At 71.0% G+C, this 16,950-nt stretch carries 17 protein-coding genes; 11 read left to right on the top strand and 6 right to left on the bottom strand.

What is annotated here, in order from left to right:
* Positions 1–15 precede the first annotated feature (15 nt).
* Entirely contained in the window at positions 16–414 is a 399-nt protein-coding gene (locus HHL10_RS08950) for a PilZ domain-containing protein (RefSeq protein WP_169160018.1), read from the top strand.
* Here the strand turns inward: HHL10_RS08950 and HHL10_RS08945 are convergent.
* From HHL10_RS08945 to lysS, 4 genes are all read right to left on the bottom strand, one after another.
* On the bottom strand, positions 411–1,097 hold the full coding sequence (locus HHL10_RS08945) for a hypothetical protein (protein WP_169160017.1): 687 nt from the start codon (positions 1,095–1,097) through the stop codon (positions 411–413). The genes HHL10_RS08950 and HHL10_RS08945 overlap by 4 nt on opposite strands.
* Positions 1,094–1,744: a hypothetical protein gene (locus HHL10_RS08940; RefSeq protein ID WP_169160016.1), complete on the bottom strand. Its 651-nt coding sequence runs from the start codon at positions 1,742–1,744 to the stop codon at positions 1,094–1,096. The genes HHL10_RS08945 and HHL10_RS08940 overlap by 4 nt, the downstream gene beginning before the upstream one ends.
* A gap of 181 nt (positions 1,745–1,925) precedes the next feature.
* Positions 1,926–2,474 carry a PNPOx family protein gene (locus tag HHL10_RS08935; protein WP_169160015.1) on the bottom strand — a complete coding sequence of 183 codons (549 nt, stop codon included), beginning with the start codon at positions 2,472–2,474 and terminating at the stop codon, positions 1,926–1,928.
* A 198-nt stretch (positions 2,475–2,672) separates the two neighbouring features.
* Entirely contained in the window at positions 2,673–4,208 is a 1,536-nt protein-coding gene (lysS, locus tag HHL10_RS08930) for a lysine--tRNA ligase (RefSeq protein ID WP_169160014.1), read from the bottom strand.
* Positions 4,209–4,386: 178 nt separating this feature from the next.
* On the opposite strand from lysS, the gene HHL10_RS08925 reads away from it, so the two are divergent.
* From HHL10_RS08925 to HHL10_RS08900, 6 genes are read left to right on the top strand one after another with little or no spacing between them, the layout of a single operon-like run.
* A complete protein-coding gene (locus HHL10_RS08925; RefSeq protein ID WP_169160013.1) occupies positions 4,387–5,634 on the top strand; it encodes a lipopolysaccharide biosynthesis protein in 1,248 nt (415 codons plus the stop codon).
* Between the two features lie 29 nt (positions 5,635–5,663).
* A complete protein-coding gene (locus tag HHL10_RS08920; protein WP_310734561.1) occupies positions 5,664–6,239 on the top strand; it encodes an acyltransferase in 576 nt (191 codons plus the stop codon).
* Positions 6,236–7,387, top strand: a complete 1,152-nt coding sequence (locus HHL10_RS08915) for a glycosyltransferase (RefSeq protein ID WP_169160012.1) — start codon at positions 6,236–6,238, stop codon at positions 7,385–7,387. The genes HHL10_RS08920 and HHL10_RS08915 overlap by 4 nt, the downstream gene beginning before the upstream one ends.
* On the top strand, positions 7,384–8,412 hold the full coding sequence (locus tag HHL10_RS08910) for a glycosyltransferase family 2 protein (protein ID WP_169160011.1): 1,029 nt from the start codon (positions 7,384–7,386) through the stop codon (positions 8,410–8,412). Before HHL10_RS08915 ends, HHL10_RS08910 begins: the two co-directional genes overlap by 4 nt.
* 13 nt (positions 8,413–8,425) lie before the next feature.
* Positions 8,426–9,133 carry a class I SAM-dependent methyltransferase gene (locus HHL10_RS08905; RefSeq protein ID WP_169160010.1) on the top strand — a complete coding sequence of 236 codons (708 nt, stop codon included), beginning with the start codon at positions 8,426–8,428 and terminating at the stop codon, positions 9,131–9,133.
* A 13-nt stretch (positions 9,134–9,146) separates the two neighbouring features.
* A complete protein-coding gene (locus HHL10_RS08900) occupies positions 9,147–10,304 on the top strand; it encodes a DegT/DnrJ/EryC1/StrS family aminotransferase (RefSeq protein WP_310734560.1) in 1,158 nt (385 codons plus the stop codon).
* 10 nt (positions 10,305–10,314) lie between these two features.
* On the opposite strand, the gene HHL10_RS08895 is transcribed toward HHL10_RS08900, so the two are convergent.
* Positions 10,315–10,689, bottom strand: a complete 375-nt coding sequence (locus HHL10_RS08895) for a type II toxin-antitoxin system VapC family toxin (RefSeq protein WP_169160008.1) — start codon at positions 10,687–10,689, stop codon at positions 10,315–10,317.
* A complete protein-coding gene (locus tag HHL10_RS08890) occupies positions 10,686–10,895 on the bottom strand; it encodes a type II toxin-antitoxin system VapB family antitoxin (RefSeq protein WP_169160007.1) in 210 nt (69 codons plus the stop codon). Before HHL10_RS08890 ends, HHL10_RS08895 begins: the two co-directional genes overlap by 4 nt.
* Before the next feature lie 81 nt (positions 10,896–10,976).
* Here HHL10_RS08890 and HHL10_RS08885 point away from each other — a divergent pair, with 81 nt between their 5' ends.
* The 4 genes from HHL10_RS08885 to HHL10_RS08870 all read left to right on the top strand — a co-directional run bounded on the left by HHL10_RS08885 (position 10,977) and on the right by HHL10_RS08870 (position 16,940).
* A complete protein-coding gene (locus tag HHL10_RS08885; RefSeq protein WP_169160006.1) occupies positions 10,977–11,567 on the top strand; it encodes a sugar transferase in 591 nt (196 codons plus the stop codon).
* On the top strand, positions 11,564–13,432 hold the full coding sequence (locus HHL10_RS08880) for a polysaccharide biosynthesis protein (protein ID WP_169160005.1): 1,869 nt from the start codon (positions 11,564–11,566) through the stop codon (positions 13,430–13,432). Before HHL10_RS08885 ends, HHL10_RS08880 begins: the two co-directional genes overlap by 4 nt.
* 488 nt (positions 13,433–13,920) lie before the next feature.
* The gene (locus tag HHL10_RS08875) at positions 13,921–15,315 is read left to right on the top strand and encodes a lipopolysaccharide biosynthesis protein (protein ID WP_235971235.1); all 1,395 of its coding nucleotides are present in this window, start codon (positions 13,921–13,923) and stop codon (positions 15,313–15,315) included.
* Between the two features lie 194 nt (positions 15,316–15,509).
* The gene (locus tag HHL10_RS08870) at positions 15,510–16,940 is read left to right on the top strand and encodes a mannose-1-phosphate guanylyltransferase/mannose-6-phosphate isomerase (RefSeq protein WP_169160003.1); all 1,431 of its coding nucleotides are present in this window, start codon (positions 15,510–15,512) and stop codon (positions 16,938–16,940) included.
* The last annotated feature ends 10 nt before the right edge of the window (positions 16,941–16,950 follow it).

The following is a 16,950-nucleotide window of genomic DNA, read 5'->3' as shown; positions in this document are numbered from 1 at the left end:
AGCCAGCCCGCCAACATGATCGGATCGAGAGAAGTCAAGGACTGGGTGGCGTCGGGGCCGGAGCGTCGCGAGCACGCGCGCAAGCCGTTCTCCACCACGGCGTACCTGAAGCTGCCCAACCTGCAGGTGATCGAGGTGCACACGGTGGACCTGAGCGGCGGCGGCATCGGCACCGTCTCGCCGCTGAACCTGTCGCCCGGCGCGATGTGCGAGATCACGTTCCACGTCACCCGCGACACCACCGGCGTGGACGCCGTCGTGGCCTACGGCCGCGTCGCCTTCAGCATTTTGAGCGGCCGGGAATATGGTTTTCTGGTCGGCCTGCAGTTCGTCAATCTGGCGCCGGAATATCGGGCCATCATCGAGCGGCATTTGGCGCACAGCGGGCTGGGGTTGGGGGTGGAAAAGGATTAAGGGTTGGGGTTCTCGCTCAACCGGTTTGCCAATTCGGTTTCGGTGCAAAGCTCGAAATTGACGTTACATTTGACGCATGAGGCTTGAAGCGCTTGCTGGAATATCGCTGCGACATCCTCATTCAATGCTAGAAAAGCAGCGACGTCGCCATCCACGCCGGGGCGCAGCGCAGCAACGATACCGTGGATTTTTAGCGTGGCCACTTGTGTGGCCCAATATTCGCTGGTGAGTTTATCGATCTGCTCCATGCCCAGTGCAGGGAACGCGGCTTGAGTATTCAACACCAAAACGATCTGACCCTGCTGCGTCCAGGGAAAACCGACGCTGTGAAAAAGGTGCTGGGCTGCTTGGGGATCGCGAGTAAAGAGCAAGGCGGTATCGCACGGAAAATGTTTAAGTCTAAATATCAGGCTGGTGCCCCAACCGGGTGGCGTGAGTCGCTGCGCATGGATGACGCCGGCGATGGCGCCTTCGCTTAAGGCCCACGGAAAAACGACTTGGCCCACGACAGTCAAGGCCTCGGCCAGTGCAGCAGCAACCGGATCTGGGACACCGGCGTCCACTGGGGGCGGGTATTGAGCCCAACCTATCAGTGAGACCAGAGCCAGCGATTCCTGCAAATTGCCCAGCTGCCAGTGCGAACAAACTGGTGTCTGTGGTGAATAGAGCAGGGTGACGCTCATGGCCGCAAGACTTCCGGTACGGCGAAAAAATTCGTGTCTTCAGCCCAGTCGTAGACACGGCCTGCCAATTGGGCGCCACTGTAATAACCCACAGCGCCACCGATGACGCATCCGCTTACTCCAACAGCAGCCATTCCCAATGGAGATGCCAAACTGCCTAGGCCGGCCCCGGCCGTGCCAATGGCTTTGCAGCCAACCCAGGCTGCTGCCCATCCGGCCACGGCTTCGGAAGCCCTGCGCAGTGGTTTGTCAGCTCGAACGACGGACACCACATCAATAGCGACACCCGCGACGACCAATACCCTACCGACATGCCGAAAGTATTTGGCAGCTTGGAACGCAATCTGCCCGGTACGTCCCGCGCTGGCATGATTGGCGATGCCGAATTGGGTATGTGTCTTGACTTGATTCCAGTGGTAATCGACGGTCTTGGCGGCAATGTTGTACCCATAGTCCAGTCGCAGATGCCGTTTGCCTGAAATGTCCTGGAAAAATATTGTCGATGTGGAGCCGCCTTTGGGTGTCCAGCCGCGGGCTCGAAATTCAATGCAGAGGCCGTTGGTGCCGGGGATGGGGATTCGTACGATAGAGGGCTGGCCCAAAGCATAAGGAATGGCGCCAGACTCTGGGATATCCGTGACCGACATGGCAGTGTCTCCTGTGGCCGATGAGCGCCGATTGATTCAGGTGTCGTCCTAAAAATGCCGGCGCCTGCGGCATCTTGCTCAGACGCGCCAAGTCGTCAATTAATCAAAGTCAATACTCCAGAATTCGGCGGCGAGTATTGAGCGTTTGTTTGCCCGATTTTGATTAGGACACGTCTGCCCGCTACGGCTGCACCCACTTGTAGCCATTCCGATCAAAACAAGCTCTTCGCTGCCCCTGCGGCAGCAATTCCAGCCAGTCCATGGTGCGCACCTGCGCGTGCACCAGCGCGAAATGCCCGCGCGAGGCGCGCTCGGGCGTGGTCTGCGCCAGCGGGGTGCCGGGAGGCAGGGGAGACAAATAGTCTTGCGCCGCCGGCGTGAGCTTCAATTGCGCCCAGCGCGAGGACACGGCCAGCCCGGCGGTCTCGACCTCCAGCGTCACGCGCAGGCGCAGCTGCCAGCCCAGTTGCGGCGACCACACCAGCAGCGTGCCGCGCGGGAACTGCGCGATCTGCTGCACCTTGCTGCTGCGCGCGTCGGTGAAGAACAGCAGCTCGCGCGCCTCGCGGTCCACCTCGCGCAAGATCACGCTGCGCGCATGCGCCTCGCGCCCGTCGGTGGTGGCCAGCGACATGGTGCGCCAGGGGTGGCCGCGCTCGGCGCTGGCACGCTCCAGCTCCGTCCAGCAGGCGTTTTCGATGTCGGACAGCGATTCGAGAAGTTGATCCATCCGGGCCTCTGTTCCAAAGAAGAACCTGCCCCTCCCCGCGATCTCTTTATGGCGTGCAGCGTAGGCGGGCCGCCGCAGCGCGGAGATTCACCTGGATCAAAGAAAGCGGCGCCGGCGCGGGTTTGCCCCGGGCCGGCGCCGTGCGCTGGATGAGGGCCGGTCCGGCAGGGCGCCGTCCGGCTCGTGCGGCGTGTCAGCTCACTGGCCGTTGTGGCCGCCCTCGCGGCGCAGCGCGGGGAACAGGATCACGTCGCGGATGCTGGCGCTGTCGGTGATGAGCATCACCAGGCGGTCGATGCCGATGCCGCAGCCGCCCGCCGGCGGCATGCCGTACTCCAGCGCGCGGATGAAGTCGGCGTCGAAGTACATCGCCTCCTCGTCGCCGGCGTCCTTGTTCTTCACCTGCGACAGGAAGCGCTCGGCCTGGTCCTCGGCGTCGTTGAGCTCGGAGAAGCCGTTGGCGATCTCGCGGCCGGTGATGTAGAGCTCGAAGCGCTCGGTGCGGGTCGGGTCGGCGTCCGCCGCGCGCGCCAGCGGGCTCACTTCCACCGGGTGGTCCACGATGAAGGTCGGCGCCCACAGGTGGTGCTCGACGAACTCCTCGAACACGCCGAACTGCAGCTGCGCCAGGTTCCAGTGCGCCGGTGCCTCGTGGCCATGCTGCTTGAGCAGGGCACGCAGCGCGGCCGGGTCGTCGATGCGCTCGGCGCCGATCTCCGGGACGTACTTGACGATGGCGTCACGGATCGACAGCCGCGCGAAGGGCTGCTCCAGGTCCACCTCGCGGCCCTGGTACGTCACGGTGGCGCTGCCCGTGGCCTGGCGCGCGGCGTGGCGGATCACCTGCTCGGTGTAGCCCATCACGTCGTGGTAGTTCCAGTAGGCCGCGTAGAACTCCATCATCGTGAATTCCGGGTTGTGCCGGACCGAGATGCCCTCGTTGCGGAAGTTGCGGTTGATCTCGAACACGCGCTCGAAGCCGCCCACCAGCAGCCGCTTCAGGTACAGCTCCGGCGCGATGCGCAGGAACATCTCCTGGTCCAGCGCGTTGTGGTGCGTCACGAAGGGCTTGGCGTTCGCGCCGCCGGGGATCGGGTGGAGCATGGGCGTCTCCACCTCCAGGAAGCCGTGATCGACCATGAAGTTGCGGATCGAGCTCACGGCCTTGCTGCGCGCCACGAAGCGCGCGCGGGCGGCCTCGTCGGTGATCAGGTCCACGTAGCGCTGGCGGTACTTCTGCTCCTGGTCGGCCATGCCGTGGAACTTGTCCGGCAGCGGGCGCAGGCTCTTGGTCAGCAGGCGCAGCTGCGTGACCTTGATGGAGAGCTCACCCGAGCGGGTGCGGAACAGCGTGCCCTGCGCGCCCAGGATGTCGCCCAGGTCGTTGTGCTTGAAGGCCTCGTAGGCCTCGTCGCCGACGTCGGCCTTGGAGACGTAGAGCTGGATGCGGCCGCTGGTGGGGCCGAAGGAGGCGTCCTGCAGCGTGCCGAAGCTGGCCTTGCCCATGACGCGCTTGAGCATCAGGCGCCCGGCCACGGCCACGGCGATGGCCTGGGGCTCCAGCTCCTCGTTGGGCTGCTGGCCGAAACGCTCCTGCAGCTCGGCGGCGGCGTGCGTGGGCTTGAAGTCGTTGGGGAAGGTCACGCCGCCACGGCCGCGCAGGGCGGCCAGTTTCTCGCGCCGCTCGGCGATGAGCTTGTTGTCGTCGGTCTGGGGAAGGTCGTGGCTGCTCATGGCGGAAAGGCTGCGCGGCGAAAAAGGGCGGATTGTAGGCAGGGGAGGCTGGGCGGCCTGGAGTGAGGCTGCGCCGGCGCCGTGAGGTCTTGCAGCCTTTGCGGGGCCACGGGAAGAAGCCCGTTCCAACCCGCGCGGCGACAATGCAGCCCCCTCGCTGCCGACCTTTTCACTCCCCATGTCCCTTGCCGGCCTGGCCCGTGGCGCCAGCCTGAACCTGCTCGCGCGCGTCGCCACGGTGGCGCTGGGCCTGGCGCTGATGGTGCACGTGGCACGCCTGGGGCCGGCGGTGCAGGGCGCCTTCGCGCTGTTCGTGACCGTGGAGTCGGTGCTGCTGACGCTGGGCTCCGGCTTCGGCCTGGCCCTGGCCCGGCGCATCTCGCACCACCAGGAGGCGCCGGGCGGCGGATTGCGGCGCTGGCTGCTGGTGTCGGTGGGCTTCGGCGCCGTCGCCGCTCTCGTGCTGCTGGCCATGGCGGCGCAGGCCCGCAGCGCACCGTATGACCGGCTGCACCTGATGGCGCTGGCGGCGCCGCTGCTGCTGCTGGTGTCCACCGCCAGCGGGCTGTGGCTGGGGCAGGGCCGCATGGGCCCCATGAATCTGCCGCAGGTGGCCGCCCCTGCGCTGGTGCTGGGCGCGCTGCTGCTCCTGCCGCGCCAGGGCGAGGACCTGCTCGGCCCGGTGCTCGCGGCCTGGGTGGCGGCCAAGGCGCTGGTGGGCGTGGGCACGGCCGCGGCGGCGCTGCGCGCCGCGCCCGCCCAGGCGCCGCAACCCTGGCGCGCGGTGCGGCGCGACGCGCGCTTCGTGCTGGAGATCGGCGTCACCAACGTGGTCAGCCTGCTCAATTACCGCGTGACGCTGTTCCTGGTCGAGCGCCACGAGGGCCTGGCCGCCGCGGGCGTGTACTCGGTGGCGGTGCAGGTGGCCGAGCTGCTGTGGCTGCTGTCCTCGGCGCTGACCATGTCGGCCTATCACCGCATCGGCCAGCCCGACACGGCCGGCGCGGCGCGCACGTCACGGCAGGCGGCGCGGCTGAACATGGCCGTGGCGGCCGTCGCGGCGCCGCTGCTGTGGGGAGGCGCGGCGCTGGCGCTGCCGCGCGTGCTGGGGCCGGCCTACGCCGGGGTGCTGCCGCCACTGGCCGCGCTGCTGCCGGGCATCGCGGCCTACGCGGCGGCGTCGAGCCTGTCGGCCTTCTTCACCAACCACCTGGGCCGGCCGCACCTGTCGGGGCTGATCGCGGCGCTGTCGCTCGCGCTCAACACCCTGGGCTGCCTGCTGGCGGTGCCGCGCTGGGGCGCGCTGGGCGCGGCGGCCAGCACCAGCGCGGCCTACCTGTGCGCCATCGGCGTGGCCTGGCTCCTGTTCCGCCAGGCCGCGCAACCCGGGGCTGCGGGGGCGGGCGTGGCGCAGCCGCGACAATAGACGTTTTGCCTTTTTTCGAGCCCGCCGCCGTGTCGATCAAGAGAGCCCTGCTGTCGCTGCTGAGTTGCGTGCTGGCGCCGCGCATGGTCTACGGCTGGCGCACCTCCGACGGCCGGCTGCTGCGCCACACGCGCGTGAGCACGCATGCGCACATCGAGCACCCGGACAGCCTGCGCATGAGCGACCACGTCTTCGTCGGGCACTTCAACTTCCTCGACGCCTCGGGCGGATTGAGCATCGGCGAGGGCTGCCAGATCACCAACCACGTCTCCATCCTCACCCACAGCTCGCACCACGCGCTGCGGGTGTGCGGGCGCGGCTACTACGGCCACCCGCGTCCGCCCGGCTACCGCCAGGCCCCCACCGAGATCGGCCCCTACAGCTTCATCGGCCCGCATGCCGTCATCGCCCCGGGCAGCAAGCTCGGCCGCGGCGTGCTGGTCACGGCCTACAGCTACGTCTCGGGCACGGTGCCGGACTTCGCCGTGGTGCAGGGCCAGCCCGCGCGCGTGGTGGGCGACGTGCGCGAGGTGGACCGCGCGCTGCTCCAGCGCCATCCCGAAATGAGCGAGCACTACCGCGCCTGGGCGGGAGACCAGGCATGAACAGCGTCACTCTCGATGCGGCCAACGCCGCCACCACGACCGGCGCGGCGGCGCCGCCGCTGCGGCTGCTCTTCACCGGCGACGCCGACAGCGTGCACCTGCAGCGCTGGGTGCTGGAGATGAACCGGCGCGGCGCCGAGTGCCATGTGCTCACGCGGCGCCCGGCCCCGGTGCCGGGCGCCGCGGCGGTGCATGCCATCCGCCCGGGCGGCGACGGCGTGGGCTGGTTCCTGGCCCTGCCGCGGGTGCGCGCGCTGGCCGCGCGCATCGCGCCCGACGTGGTGCACGGCCACTACATCAGCTCCAACGGCCTGTGGGCCGCGGCCTGCGGACGGCGCCCGCTGGTGCTCACCGCCTGGGGCAGCGACCTGCTGGTGACGCCGCGGCGCAGCCGCGCCATGCGGCGGCTCACGGGCTGGATACTGCGCCGCGCCGACCTGCTCACCGGCGACTCGCGCGACCTGATCGAGGCCATGGCCGAGTACGGCGTGAGCGCCCCCTGCGAAGAGCTGCTGTGGGGCGCCGACACCGACCGATTCAACCTGCCGCCACCCGGGGTGCGCGAGGCCCGCACCTTCAAGCTGCTGAGCCTGCGGGCGTGGGAGCCCAACTACCGCATCGAGCTGATCCTGGAGGCCGTGGCGCTGCTGCGCCAGCGCCGGCCGGAGCTGCCGGTGCGGCTGATCCTGCTGGGCGGGGGCTCCCTGGAGGCCGAGCTGCGCGCCCGGGCCGACGCGCTGGGCCTGCAGGACTGCGTGCGCTTCCTGGGCCGCCAGGACGACGCCGGCATGCTGCACTGGATGCAGCGCTGCCATGTCTCGGTGAGCGTGCCCGAGAGCGACGCCACCTCGGTGTCGGTGCTGGAGTCCATGGCCTGCGGCATGGCACTGGTGACCTCGGACCTGCCCGCCAACCGGCAGTGGATCGACCTGCAGGGTGGCCGCCTGGTGCCCGCGGGCGACGCGCGCGCGCTGGCCGACGCGCTGCAGGCCCTGCAGGCGCTGCCGGCCGAGCAGCTCGACGCCATGGGCCGCCACAACCGCGGCGTGATCGTGCAGCGCGCCTCGCGCCGCCAGCACATGGACCGCATGTACGCGCTGTACCTGCGGCTGGCGGGCCGTCCGGTGGCCGAGGGAGCCGCGCCATGACGGCCGCCACGCCCAAGCTGGTCAGCGTGATCGTGCCGTGCCGCAACGAGCGCGGGCACATCGCCGCCTTCTGCGCCTCGGCGCGCGCGCAGCAGTTGCCGCCGCCGTGGACGCTGGAGCTGCTCATCGCCGATGGCCAGAGCGACGACGGCACGCGCGAGGAGCTGCAGCGGCTGGCCACGGCCGATGCGCACATCCGCGTCATCGACAACCCCGGGCGCATCGTCTCCTGCGGCCTGAACCGGGCGCTGGCGGCGGCGCGGGGCGAAATCATCGTGCGCATGGACGTGCACACCACTTACGCGCCGGACTACGTGGCGCAGTGCGTGGCGGCGCTGCAGCGCAGCGGCGCGGCGGTGGTGGGCGGGCCCTGGCGCGCCGAAGGCGCGGCGCCGTGGCAGCGCGCCATCGCCGCGGCCTTCCAGTCGCGCTGGGTCAGCGGCGGGGCGCGCTCGCGCCAGCTCGACTACGAGGGCGAGGCCGACACCGTGTACCTGGGCGCCTGGCCGCGCGAGAGCTTCGCGCGCTTCGGCGGCTTCGACGAGCAGCTGGTGCGCAACCAGGACGACGAGCACAACCTGCGCATCACGCGCGGCGGCGGCCGGGTGTGGCAGAGCGCGCGCATCCGCTCGCTGTACCGGCCGCGCGGCTCGGTGCGGGCGCTGTTCCGGCAGTGGCTGCAGTACGGCTACTGGAAGCCCTTCGTGATGAGGAAGCACGGCCAACCCGCGGCGCTGCGCCAGCTGGTGCCGGGCCTCTTCGTGGGCGGGCAGCTGCTGCTCACCGGCGCGGCGCTGCTGGGCGCGTCCTGGGTGCTGCCGCTGGGCTGGCTCGCCGCCTACGGCGCGGCGCTGGGCACGCTGTCGCTGCTGGTGGCCGCCGACGGCCACTGGGCGCTGCTGCCGCGGCTGCCGGTGGTGATCGCCGCACACCACGTCGGCTACGGCATCGGCACGCTGCTGGGCTGGTGGGACGTGCTGCGCCACGGGCGCGGGCGCGAACGCTTCAGCAAGCTGACGCGCTGAGCTTCTGGCAGCCATGAGCGCCACCCCCGGCCACGACGAGCCCGCCGCCGTGCGCGAGCGCTACGCGCGCCGCGCCGGCCTGGCCGACCGCTACCACCCGCTGCGCCTGGAGGTGCTGCTGGCGCGCCAGCAGCGCGAGCGCGCGCTGTGCGCGCTGCTGCGCGAGCGCGTGGGCTTCGACGTGGCGGGGCTGCGCCTGACCGAGGTCGGCTGCGGCCATGGCGACAACCTGCTGGAGCTGCTGCGCCTGGGCTTCAGCGCGCCGCACCTCAGCGGCATCGAGCTGCTGGCCGAGCGCCATGCGGCCGCGCGCGAGCGGCTGCCCGCCGCCACCCGGCTGCTGCTGGGCGACGCGGTGCAGGCGGACATCGCCCCGGGCAGCCAGGACCTGGTGCTGCAGAGCACCGTCTTTTCCTCGCTGCTGGACGACGCCTTCCAGCAGCGGCTGGCCGACGCGATGTGGCGCTGGCTGCGCCCCGGCGGCGCCGTGCTCTGGTACGACTTCGCCTTCGACAACCCGCGCAACCGCGACGTGCGCGGCGTGCCGCTGGCGCGCGTGCGCGCGCTCTTCCCGCAGGGCCGCATCCAGGCGCGCCGCGTCACGCTGGCGCCGCCGCTGGCGCGCGCGGCCGTGCGCGTGCATCCGGCGCTGCACCGCCTGCTCGATGCGCTGCCCTGGCTGCGCACGCACCGGCTGTGCTGGATTGCCAAACCCGATTGACTCAGAGAACACCGTGAACGACGCCTTCCTGCCCTTTGCCCTGCCCGAGATCGGCGACGAGGAAATTGCCGAGGTCGTGGACACCTTGAAGTCCGGCTGGATCACCACCGGCCCCAAGGCGCGCCGCTTCGAGCAGGCCTTCACCGAGTTCCTGGGAGACGAGTCCTTGCAGTCCATCGCCGTCAACTCCGCCACCGCCGGGCTGCACCTGGCGCTGGAGGCGCTGGGCATCGGACCGGGCGACGAGGTCATCACCACCACCCACACCTTCACCGCCACCGCCGAGGTGGTGCGCTACCTCGGCGCGGACGTGAAGCTGGTGGACATCGACCCGGCCACGCTCAACATCGACCCGGCCGCCATCGAGGCCGCCATCACGCCGCGCACCAGGGCGATCCTGCCGGTGCACTACGCCGGCCTGGCGGCGGACATGCCGTCGATCCTGGGCATCGCGAAGCGGCATGGCCTGAAGGTGGTGGAGGACGCCGCGCACGCGCTGCCCACCACCAGCGCCGGCCGGCTCGTGGGCACGCTGCAGAGCGACGCCACCGTGTTCAGCTTCTATGCCAACAAGACGATGACCACGGGCGAGGGCGGCATGCTGGTGACGCGCAACCCGGAGCTGGCGAAACGCGCGCGCGTGATGCGGCTGCACGGCATGAGCCGCGATGCCTTCGACCGCTTCACCGCCAAGGTGCCGAGCTGGTACTACGAGATCGTCGCCCCGGGCTTCAAGTACAACCTCACCGACATCGCCGCGGCGCTGGGGCTGCACCAGCTGGCGCGGGCGCGCGGCTTCCAGCAGCGCCGGGCCGAGATCGCGGCGCAGTACGACGCGGCCTTTGCCGACCTGCCCGTCGTCACGCCACCAGGGCCGCGGGCCGGCGACACGCATGCCTGGCACCTCTACGTGCTGCGGCTGGCCGAGGCGGCGCCCATCGGGCGCGACGCCTGCATCGAGGCGCTGTTCGCCGCGGGCATCGGCTGCAGCGTGCACTACATCCCGCTGCACCAGCATCCCTACTGGCGCGAGCGCTACGGGCTGCGCGCCGAGGACTTCCCGCACAGCCAGCACGCCTACGAGCGCATGCTGAGCCTGCCCATCTACACGCGCATGACGGACGCCGATGTGCAGCGGGTGATCGCGGCGGTGCGCGGGGCGCTGGGCTGAGGCTTGAAGCTCAATGCGCCGGCTCCTCGTAGGCCAGTCCCTGTGCCGCCGCCAGCGCCTGCAGCCGCTTGTCGCGGGTCCAGAGCCGGCGTCCGGGCACGACACGGGTGGCGGCCAGCAGGTGCGCGTCCACGTAGCCGATGCCCTTGCCCATCAGGCCATGCCGCTCGATGAAGAACAGCACCTCCTCGTCGCTGCAGGCGTCGCGCCGCGGCAGCGACTGCAGCAGCGCCAGCACCTCCTGGCGCGCGCGCAGGTTGCCGCAGGCGAGCTCGCCGATGACGAAGGGATGGATTTCCGCCTGCTGCTCCTCCAGCAGCCTCACCAGGCGGGTCTCGCCATGGCGCAGGTGATCCACCCACACCGACGTGTCCACGACGATCACGCTGCGCCGCCCTCATCGCCGGGGCGCCGGCGCGGCACGGCCTGCAGCTCGCTCTCGGTGCCGCCCAGGCGCGCCAGGCGGCGTGCGCTCTCGCGCTGGATCAGCGCCTGCAGCGCCTCGCGCAGCAGGGCCGAGCGTTCGAGCACGCCGCTGAGCTGCTGCGCGCGCTCGACCAGGGCGTCGTCCAGGTTCACGGTGGTTCGCATGGCGCGCGTTCCTCGGATCGTTGAGCAACGATGCTAGCATCAAAGGCTGCATCAATTGATGTCTGTTTCCGCATCTGTTCCATGCCCAAGCGCCTGTTTGACCTGGTGATCGCTTCGCTGGCGCTGCTGCTGCTGTCTCCCCTGCTGCTGGGCCTCGCGCTGTGGATTCGGCTGGACTCGCCGGGCCCGGCGCTGTTTCGTCAGGAGCGGGTCGGGCGCCATGGCAAGACCTTTCGCATCCACAAGTTCCGCACCATGCGCGCCGACGCTGCCGGGCTGCCGCTGACCGTGGGCACGGACGCGCGCATCACCCGCGCCGGGCACTGGCTGCGCTCGCGCCGCCTCGATGAGCTGCCCCAGCTCATCGACGTGCTCAAGGGCGACATGAGCCTGGTCGGCCCGCGCCCCGAGGTGCCGCGCTACGTCGCGCACTACCCGCCGGCGCTGCGCGCGGCGGTGCTGTCGGTGCGCCCGGGCATCACCGACCCGGCCTCGCTGGCGCACCTGGACGAGGGCGCGCTGCTGGCCCGGGCCGCCGATCCCGAGCGCGCCTACGTCGAGCAGGTGCTGCCCGCCAAGCTGGCGCAGCAGGTGGCCTACGCGGGCCGCGCCACGCTGGTGTCGGACCTGCGCATCCTGCTGCGCACGCTGCGGCTGCTGGCTTCGCGATGAACGGCTATCTCTGGCAGCGCGTGGACGCCGTGCTGGCGCGCTGGCGCGCGCGGCGCGAAACCTTGTCCATGGTCATCGACGGCGTGGTCATCGCGCTGGCCTGGAATTTCACGTACCTGTTTCGCCTGGGCTTCGAGCGTTGGTGGAGCGCGCGCCCGGGCTACGACCCGCTGGTGATGCTGGGCGTGATCGCGGCCTACCTGGCGGTGTTCGCCGTCATGGGCATCCCGCGCGGCATGTGGCGCTTCGTGGGCGTGAGCGAGCTGCGCCGGCTGGCCGCGGCCTGCTTCGCCGCGGGTGCGCTCAGCGCCGTGGTGGTGCTGATGGCGCAACTGCAGGCGGTGCCGCGCGCGGTGCTGGCGCTGCATCCGCTGATGGCGCTGCTGGGCGTGTGCGGCGTGCGCGTGGCCTACCGCATGCTCTACGAGAACGCGCGCCAGAGCGGCGGCCCCGGCGTGCCGCAGCGCGCGCTGGTGATGGGCGCGGGCGAGGCCGCGCGCATGCTGCTGGCCGGCGTGCACCGCCAGGGCTGGCTGGTGCTGGGGCTGCTGGACGACGACCCGGCCAAGCTTGGCGCGCGCATCGGCGGCGTGCAGGTGCTGGGCGCGCTGGCCGACGTGGCGCGCGAGGACATCCGCGCCGACGCCACCCACGTCATCGTCGCCATGCCCGGCGCGCCCGACACCGCGCGCCGCCGCGCGCTGGAGCTGGCCGCCGCCACGGGGCTGCAGGTGCTGACCGTGCCCTCGGTGGACGAGCTGCGCCAGGGCCGCAGCGCGGTGGACCGGCTGCGCAGCGTCGAGCCCGAGGACCTGCTGGGCCGCGACCCGGTGCTGCTGGACGAGGCCGGCATCGCCGAGACGCTCAACGGCAAGACGGTGCTCATCACCGGCGCGGGCGGCTCCATCGGCAGCGAGCTGTGCCGCCAGGTGGCGCGCTACGGCCCGGCGCGGCTGGTGCTCTACGAGCTGGGCGAGTTCAACCTCTACAGCATCGAGCAGGAGCTGGGCCACAGCTTCCCGCACCTGCCGCTGGTGCGGCTGGTGGGCGACGTCAAGGACCTGGCGCACCTGCGCGCCACCTGCGCGCGCTGGCGTCCGCAGGTGGTCTTCCATGCCGCGGCCTTCAAGCATGTGCCGCTGATGGAGGAGGACAACGCCGGCGCCGCGCTGCGCAACAACACGCTGGGCACCTGGCACGCCGCGCTGGCCGCGGCCGAGCAGGGGGCCGAGCGCTTCGTGCTCATCAGCACCGACAAGGCGGTGAACCCGACCAACGTCATGGGCGCGACCAAGCGCGCGGCGGAGCTGGTGGTGAGCCACCTGGCGGCGCAGCATCCGCGCACGCGCTTCATGGCCGTGCGCTTCGGCAACGTGCTGGGCTCCAGCGGCAGCGTGATCCCGAAGTTCAAGGAGCAGATCGCGCGCGGCGGGCCGGTGACGGTGACGCACCCGGACATCATTCGCTACTTCATGACCATCCCTGAGGCGGCGCGGCTGGTGCTGCAGGCCGCCGCCATCGGCGACAGCGGCCAGGTGCTGGTGCTGGACATGGGCGAGCCCGTGCGCATCGTGGACCTGGCGCGCCAGCTCATCCGCCTGGCCGGCATGACCCCCGACGAGGTGCCCATCGTCTTCAGCGGGCTGCGCCCGGGCGAGAAGCTGTTCGAGGAACTGCTCGCCGACGACGACACCACGCTGCCCACGCCCATCCAGCGCCTGCGCATCGCGCGGCTCAACGACGCCGCCGCGCGCGAGCGCGTGGGCGCGTGGCTGCAGCGCTGCGAGGCCGCCGCGCGCGAGGGCGACGCCGCCGTGCGCGAGTGCCTGCGCGAGCTGGTGCCGGAGTTCCGCTCCGGCGGCTGAGGCGGCCGGCGCCACCATCGGCTGACGCCCCGTCGCGCGGCGCGCCGGCCCGCGCATTCCCGCACGGGAGGCCGCGCTCGCGGCCGGCACGGCTGCGCCCCAGGCCGGCGCGACACCGACCATTCCCCATGCTGGCGCGGCCCGATGCGCCATTGTTTTCCCGACCTTGCAAGCACAGACACCCCGGCGCTGTCGTCCCCCGCTTCTGTGTCTTCACTCCCCTCTTTGGTGTGACAAGGCGTCTCTAAACTCTGCTAATTCGAATGCAAATGTTGCAGTGCCGTATGGGCTCCCGGGCTTGGCGGTGGGCAACGGTGTGGCGGCGCCGGCCGTACTGTGGGAGAGGGGAAAGCCATCGAAACCGTCTGCCAGGCAGCCCGAGGCGCGGCTGTGGGTGCGCAATGCGGCGCGAGCGTCAGCCGCCGTACCTCCGGAAAACCTGTTGCATGGACCGGTCGTATTTCTGTACCGGCACATAGAGTCCGCAGATGGGCTATGCGAAGCCAGGGCTCCACCCGTCGGGCCGGTTTCCGCGGGCATGGTGGGCACACCGCGCCCGTCCTGGCACTTGGCCGCTGAGCCGGGGGGCGATCGTGCTGACCCGGCTCAGGAGCAGTGCGCTGTTTTCCGGGGCGGCCACGTATCTGGTGTCGAACATCCTCAATGCGGCGATCCCGTTCCTGCTGCTGCCGCTGCTCACGCGCTACCTGGGCCCGGCGGGCTACGGCGAGGTGGCGATGTTCATGGTGCTGCTGGGCGCGCTGGAGTCCTGGGTGGGCCTGAGCGTGGCCGGCGCCGCAGGGCGCAAGTACTACGACGGTGCGCCCGATGCGCGGGCGCTGCGGGACTTCATCGCTGCCGGGCTGCAGCTGCTGCTGGCCACGGCGCTGCTGGCGGCGGGGGTGCTGTGGCTGCTGCGCGCGCCGCTGGCCCAGGCGCTGGAGCTGCCGCCGCGCTGGCTGCCGTGGGCGGTGTTCGTGTCGGCCTGCGGCGTGGTCGTCAACATCCGCCTGGGCCAGTGGCAGGTCCGGCATGAGGCGCGGCGCTTCGGCACGCTGCAGATCTCCCAGGGCCTGCTCGGCATGGCGCTGTCGCTGCTGCTGGTGGTGGGGCTGGGGCAGGGCGCCGACGGGCGCATCACGGCCCAGATCGTGACGGCCGGGCTGTTCGCGCTGCTGGCGCTGGCGCTGCTGCGGCGCGATGCGTTGCTGGCTTTCCTGGTGTGGCGACCGGCGTACCTCAAGGAGGCCCTGGCCTTCGGCCTGCCGCTGGTGCCGCATTTCGCAGGCCTGTTCCTGCTCAATGCGCTGGACCGCGTGCTCGTCAACGCCAAGCTGGGGCTGGCCGAGGCGGGTGTGTACATGGTGGCGGTGCAGCTGGCCAACGCCATGGGCCTGGTGTTCGATGCCCTCAACAAGGCCTACGGCCCTTGGCTGTACGAGCGGCTGCAGCGCGACCGGCCCGAGGAGAAGCGGCGCATCGTGCGCTGGACCTATGCCTGGTTCGTGGTCGTGCTGCTGGGCGCGGCGCTGGCCTTCCAGGTCGGCCCGAGGCTGGTGGGGCTGATCGCGGGGGAGCGCTTCGCGCATGCCGGCGAGGTCATCGGCTGGCTGGCGCTGGGCCAGGCCTTCAACGGCATGTACTTCATGGTGACCAACTACATCTTCTACTCGCGCCGCACCGGGGCCCTGGCGCTGGCCACCGTCGGCTCGGGCCTGGTGCACGTGGGGCTGGTGCTGGGGCTGGTGCCGGTGTGGGGCATCGAGGGCGCGGGCATGGCCTTCAGCATCAGCATGGGCCTGCGCTTCGGGCTGACCTGGTGGGTGGCGCAGCGGCGGCACCCGATGCCGTGGCTGCGTGCGGTGGTGGCGGGTTCGTCCTGAGCCGCTGGCCGCAGCCGCCGCCCAGGCATGGCCCGGACAGCGCGGGCGACTTCGAGCCTGCGTGCCATGGCACCGCGCGGCGCGTCCATGGCGCCGCCGGGGCCGGGGTCACCCCAAAGGGGGGCCTATACTGCCCGCGTTCCACATTCTCACTGCGGGCTGGCCGCTGGCGGCTGCGCCCTCTCCCGGCTTCCATGCATCCTTCCATTCCCGTCGCCCCCGTCATCATGGCCGGCGGCAGCGGCACGCGGCTGTGGCCGCTGTCGCGTGCCGGCTTTCCCAAGCAGTTCCTGGTGCTCTCGGGCGACCAGAGCCTGTTCCAGCAGGCGGTGCGGCGGCTGCAGGGCCTGGGCGGCGGCGACATCGAGCTGTCGGCGCCGCTGGTGGTGGGCAACGACGAGCACCGCTTCCTGGTGCTGGAGCAGCTGCGCGAGATCCGGTGCGAGCCCGCGGCGGTGCTGCTGGAGCCTGCCGGGCGCAACACCGCGCCGGCGCTGACGCTGGCGGCGCTGCAGGCGCTGGAAGGCGGCGCCGACCCGGTGCTGGTGGTCACGCCCGCGGACCAGACCGTCGCCGACGCCGCGGCCTTCACCGCAGCCGTGCAGCAGGCCGTGCGCATGGCCGCCGACGGCGCCATCGTCATCCTGGGCATCACGCCCGACCGGCCCGAGACCGGCTACGGCTACATCCGCGCCGACGGCGCCACGGTGGCGCAGTTCGTGGAGAAGCCCGACGCCGCCACGGCGCAGCGCTACCTGGAGACCGGGGGCTATTACTGGAACAGCGGCATGTTCGTGCTGCGCGCCTCGGCCTGGATGAGCGCGCTGGAGCGCTTCAGACCCGACATCGCCGCGGCGACGCGCACGGCCTTCGCGGCGCGCGGCATCGACGAGCGCTTCGTGCGCCCGGGCCGCGAGGCCTTCGCCGCCGTGCCCTCGGAGTCGGTGGACTACGCGGTGATGGAGCGCTGCCCAGGCAGCGGCCTGGCGCTGCGCATGGTGCCGCTGGACGCGGGCTGGAACGACCTGGGCGCCTGGGACGCGGTGTGGCAGGTCGCGGCCAAGGACGAGCAGGGCAACGCCGTGGTGGGCGACGCCATCGTCGCGGACAGCCGCAACACCCTGGTGCACGCCACCAGCCGCCTGGTGGGCGTGGTCGGGCTGGACGACGTGGTGGTGGTGGAGACGCCCGACGCGGTGCTGGTGAGCCGGCGCGACTGCAGCCAGGACGTCAAGAAGATCGTGGCGCGGTTGCACGGCGACGAGCGTGACGAGCACAACCTGCACCGCAAGGTGCACCGGCCCTGGGGCTGGTACGACAGCATCGACGCCGGCGCGCGCTTCCAGGTCAAGCGCATCATGGTCAAGCCCGGCGCGTCCTTGAGCCTGCAGATGCACCACCACCGCGCCGAGCACTGGATCGTGGTCAGCGGCACGGCCGAGGTGACCTGCGGCGACAAGGTCACGCTGCTCGCCGAGAACCAGAGCACCTACATCCCGCTGGGCGAGACGCACCGGCTGCGCAACCCGGGGCGGCTGCCGCTGGAGCTCATCGAGGTGCAGTCGGGCTCGTACCTGGGCGAGGACGACATCGTGCGGTTCGAGGACACGTACGGGCGTCGGTGACAGCCGGCCG

Origin of the sequence: Azohydromonas caseinilytica (assembly GCF_012927045.1) — a bacterium.
Classification (GTDB): domain Bacteria; phylum Pseudomonadota; class Gammaproteobacteria; order Burkholderiales; family Burkholderiaceae_C; genus Azohydromonas; species Azohydromonas caseinilytica.
This window is presented reverse-complemented; position numbering and strand designations above follow the sequence as displayed.

Coding starts and splice junctions, on each gene's coding strand:
- HHL10_RS08950 (WP_169160018.1), top strand. CDS start 16: ATGATCGGATCGAGAGAAGTCAAGGACTGGGTGGCGTCGGGGCCGGAG.
- HHL10_RS08945 (WP_169160017.1), bottom strand. CDS start 1,097: ATGAGCGTCACCCTGCTCTATTCACCACAGACACCAGTTTGTTCGCAC.
- HHL10_RS08940 (WP_169160016.1), bottom strand. CDS start 1,744: ATGTCGGTCACGGATATCCCAGAGTCTGGCGCCATTCCTTATGCTTTG.
- HHL10_RS08935 (WP_169160015.1), bottom strand. CDS start 2,474: ATGGATCAACTTCTCGAATCGCTGTCCGACATCGAAAACGCCTGCTGG.
- lysS (WP_169160014.1), bottom strand. CDS start 4,208: ATGAGCAGCCACGACCTTCCCCAGACCGACGACAACAAGCTCATCGCC.
- HHL10_RS08925 (WP_169160013.1), top strand. CDS start 4,387: ATGTCCCTTGCCGGCCTGGCCCGTGGCGCCAGCCTGAACCTGCTCGCG.
- HHL10_RS08915 (WP_169160012.1), top strand. CDS start 6,236: ATGAACAGCGTCACTCTCGATGCGGCCAACGCCGCCACCACGACCGGC.
- HHL10_RS08910 (WP_169160011.1), top strand. CDS start 7,384: ATGACGGCCGCCACGCCCAAGCTGGTCAGCGTGATCGTGCCGTGCCGC.
- HHL10_RS08905 (WP_169160010.1), top strand. CDS start 8,426: ATGAGCGCCACCCCCGGCCACGACGAGCCCGCCGCCGTGCGCGAGCGC.
- HHL10_RS08890 (WP_169160007.1), bottom strand. CDS start 10,895: ATGCGAACCACCGTGAACCTGGACGACGCCCTGGTCGAGCGCGCGCAG.
- HHL10_RS08885 (WP_169160006.1), top strand. CDS start 10,977: ATGCCCAAGCGCCTGTTTGACCTGGTGATCGCTTCGCTGGCGCTGCTG.
- HHL10_RS08880 (WP_169160005.1), top strand. CDS start 11,564: ATGAACGGCTATCTCTGGCAGCGCGTGGACGCCGTGCTGGCGCGCTGG.
- HHL10_RS08875 (WP_235971235.1), top strand. CDS start 13,921: ATGGGCTATGCGAAGCCAGGGCTCCACCCGTCGGGCCGGTTTCCGCGG.
- HHL10_RS08870 (WP_169160003.1), top strand. CDS start 15,510: ATGCATCCTTCCATTCCCGTCGCCCCCGTCATCATGGCCGGCGGCAGC.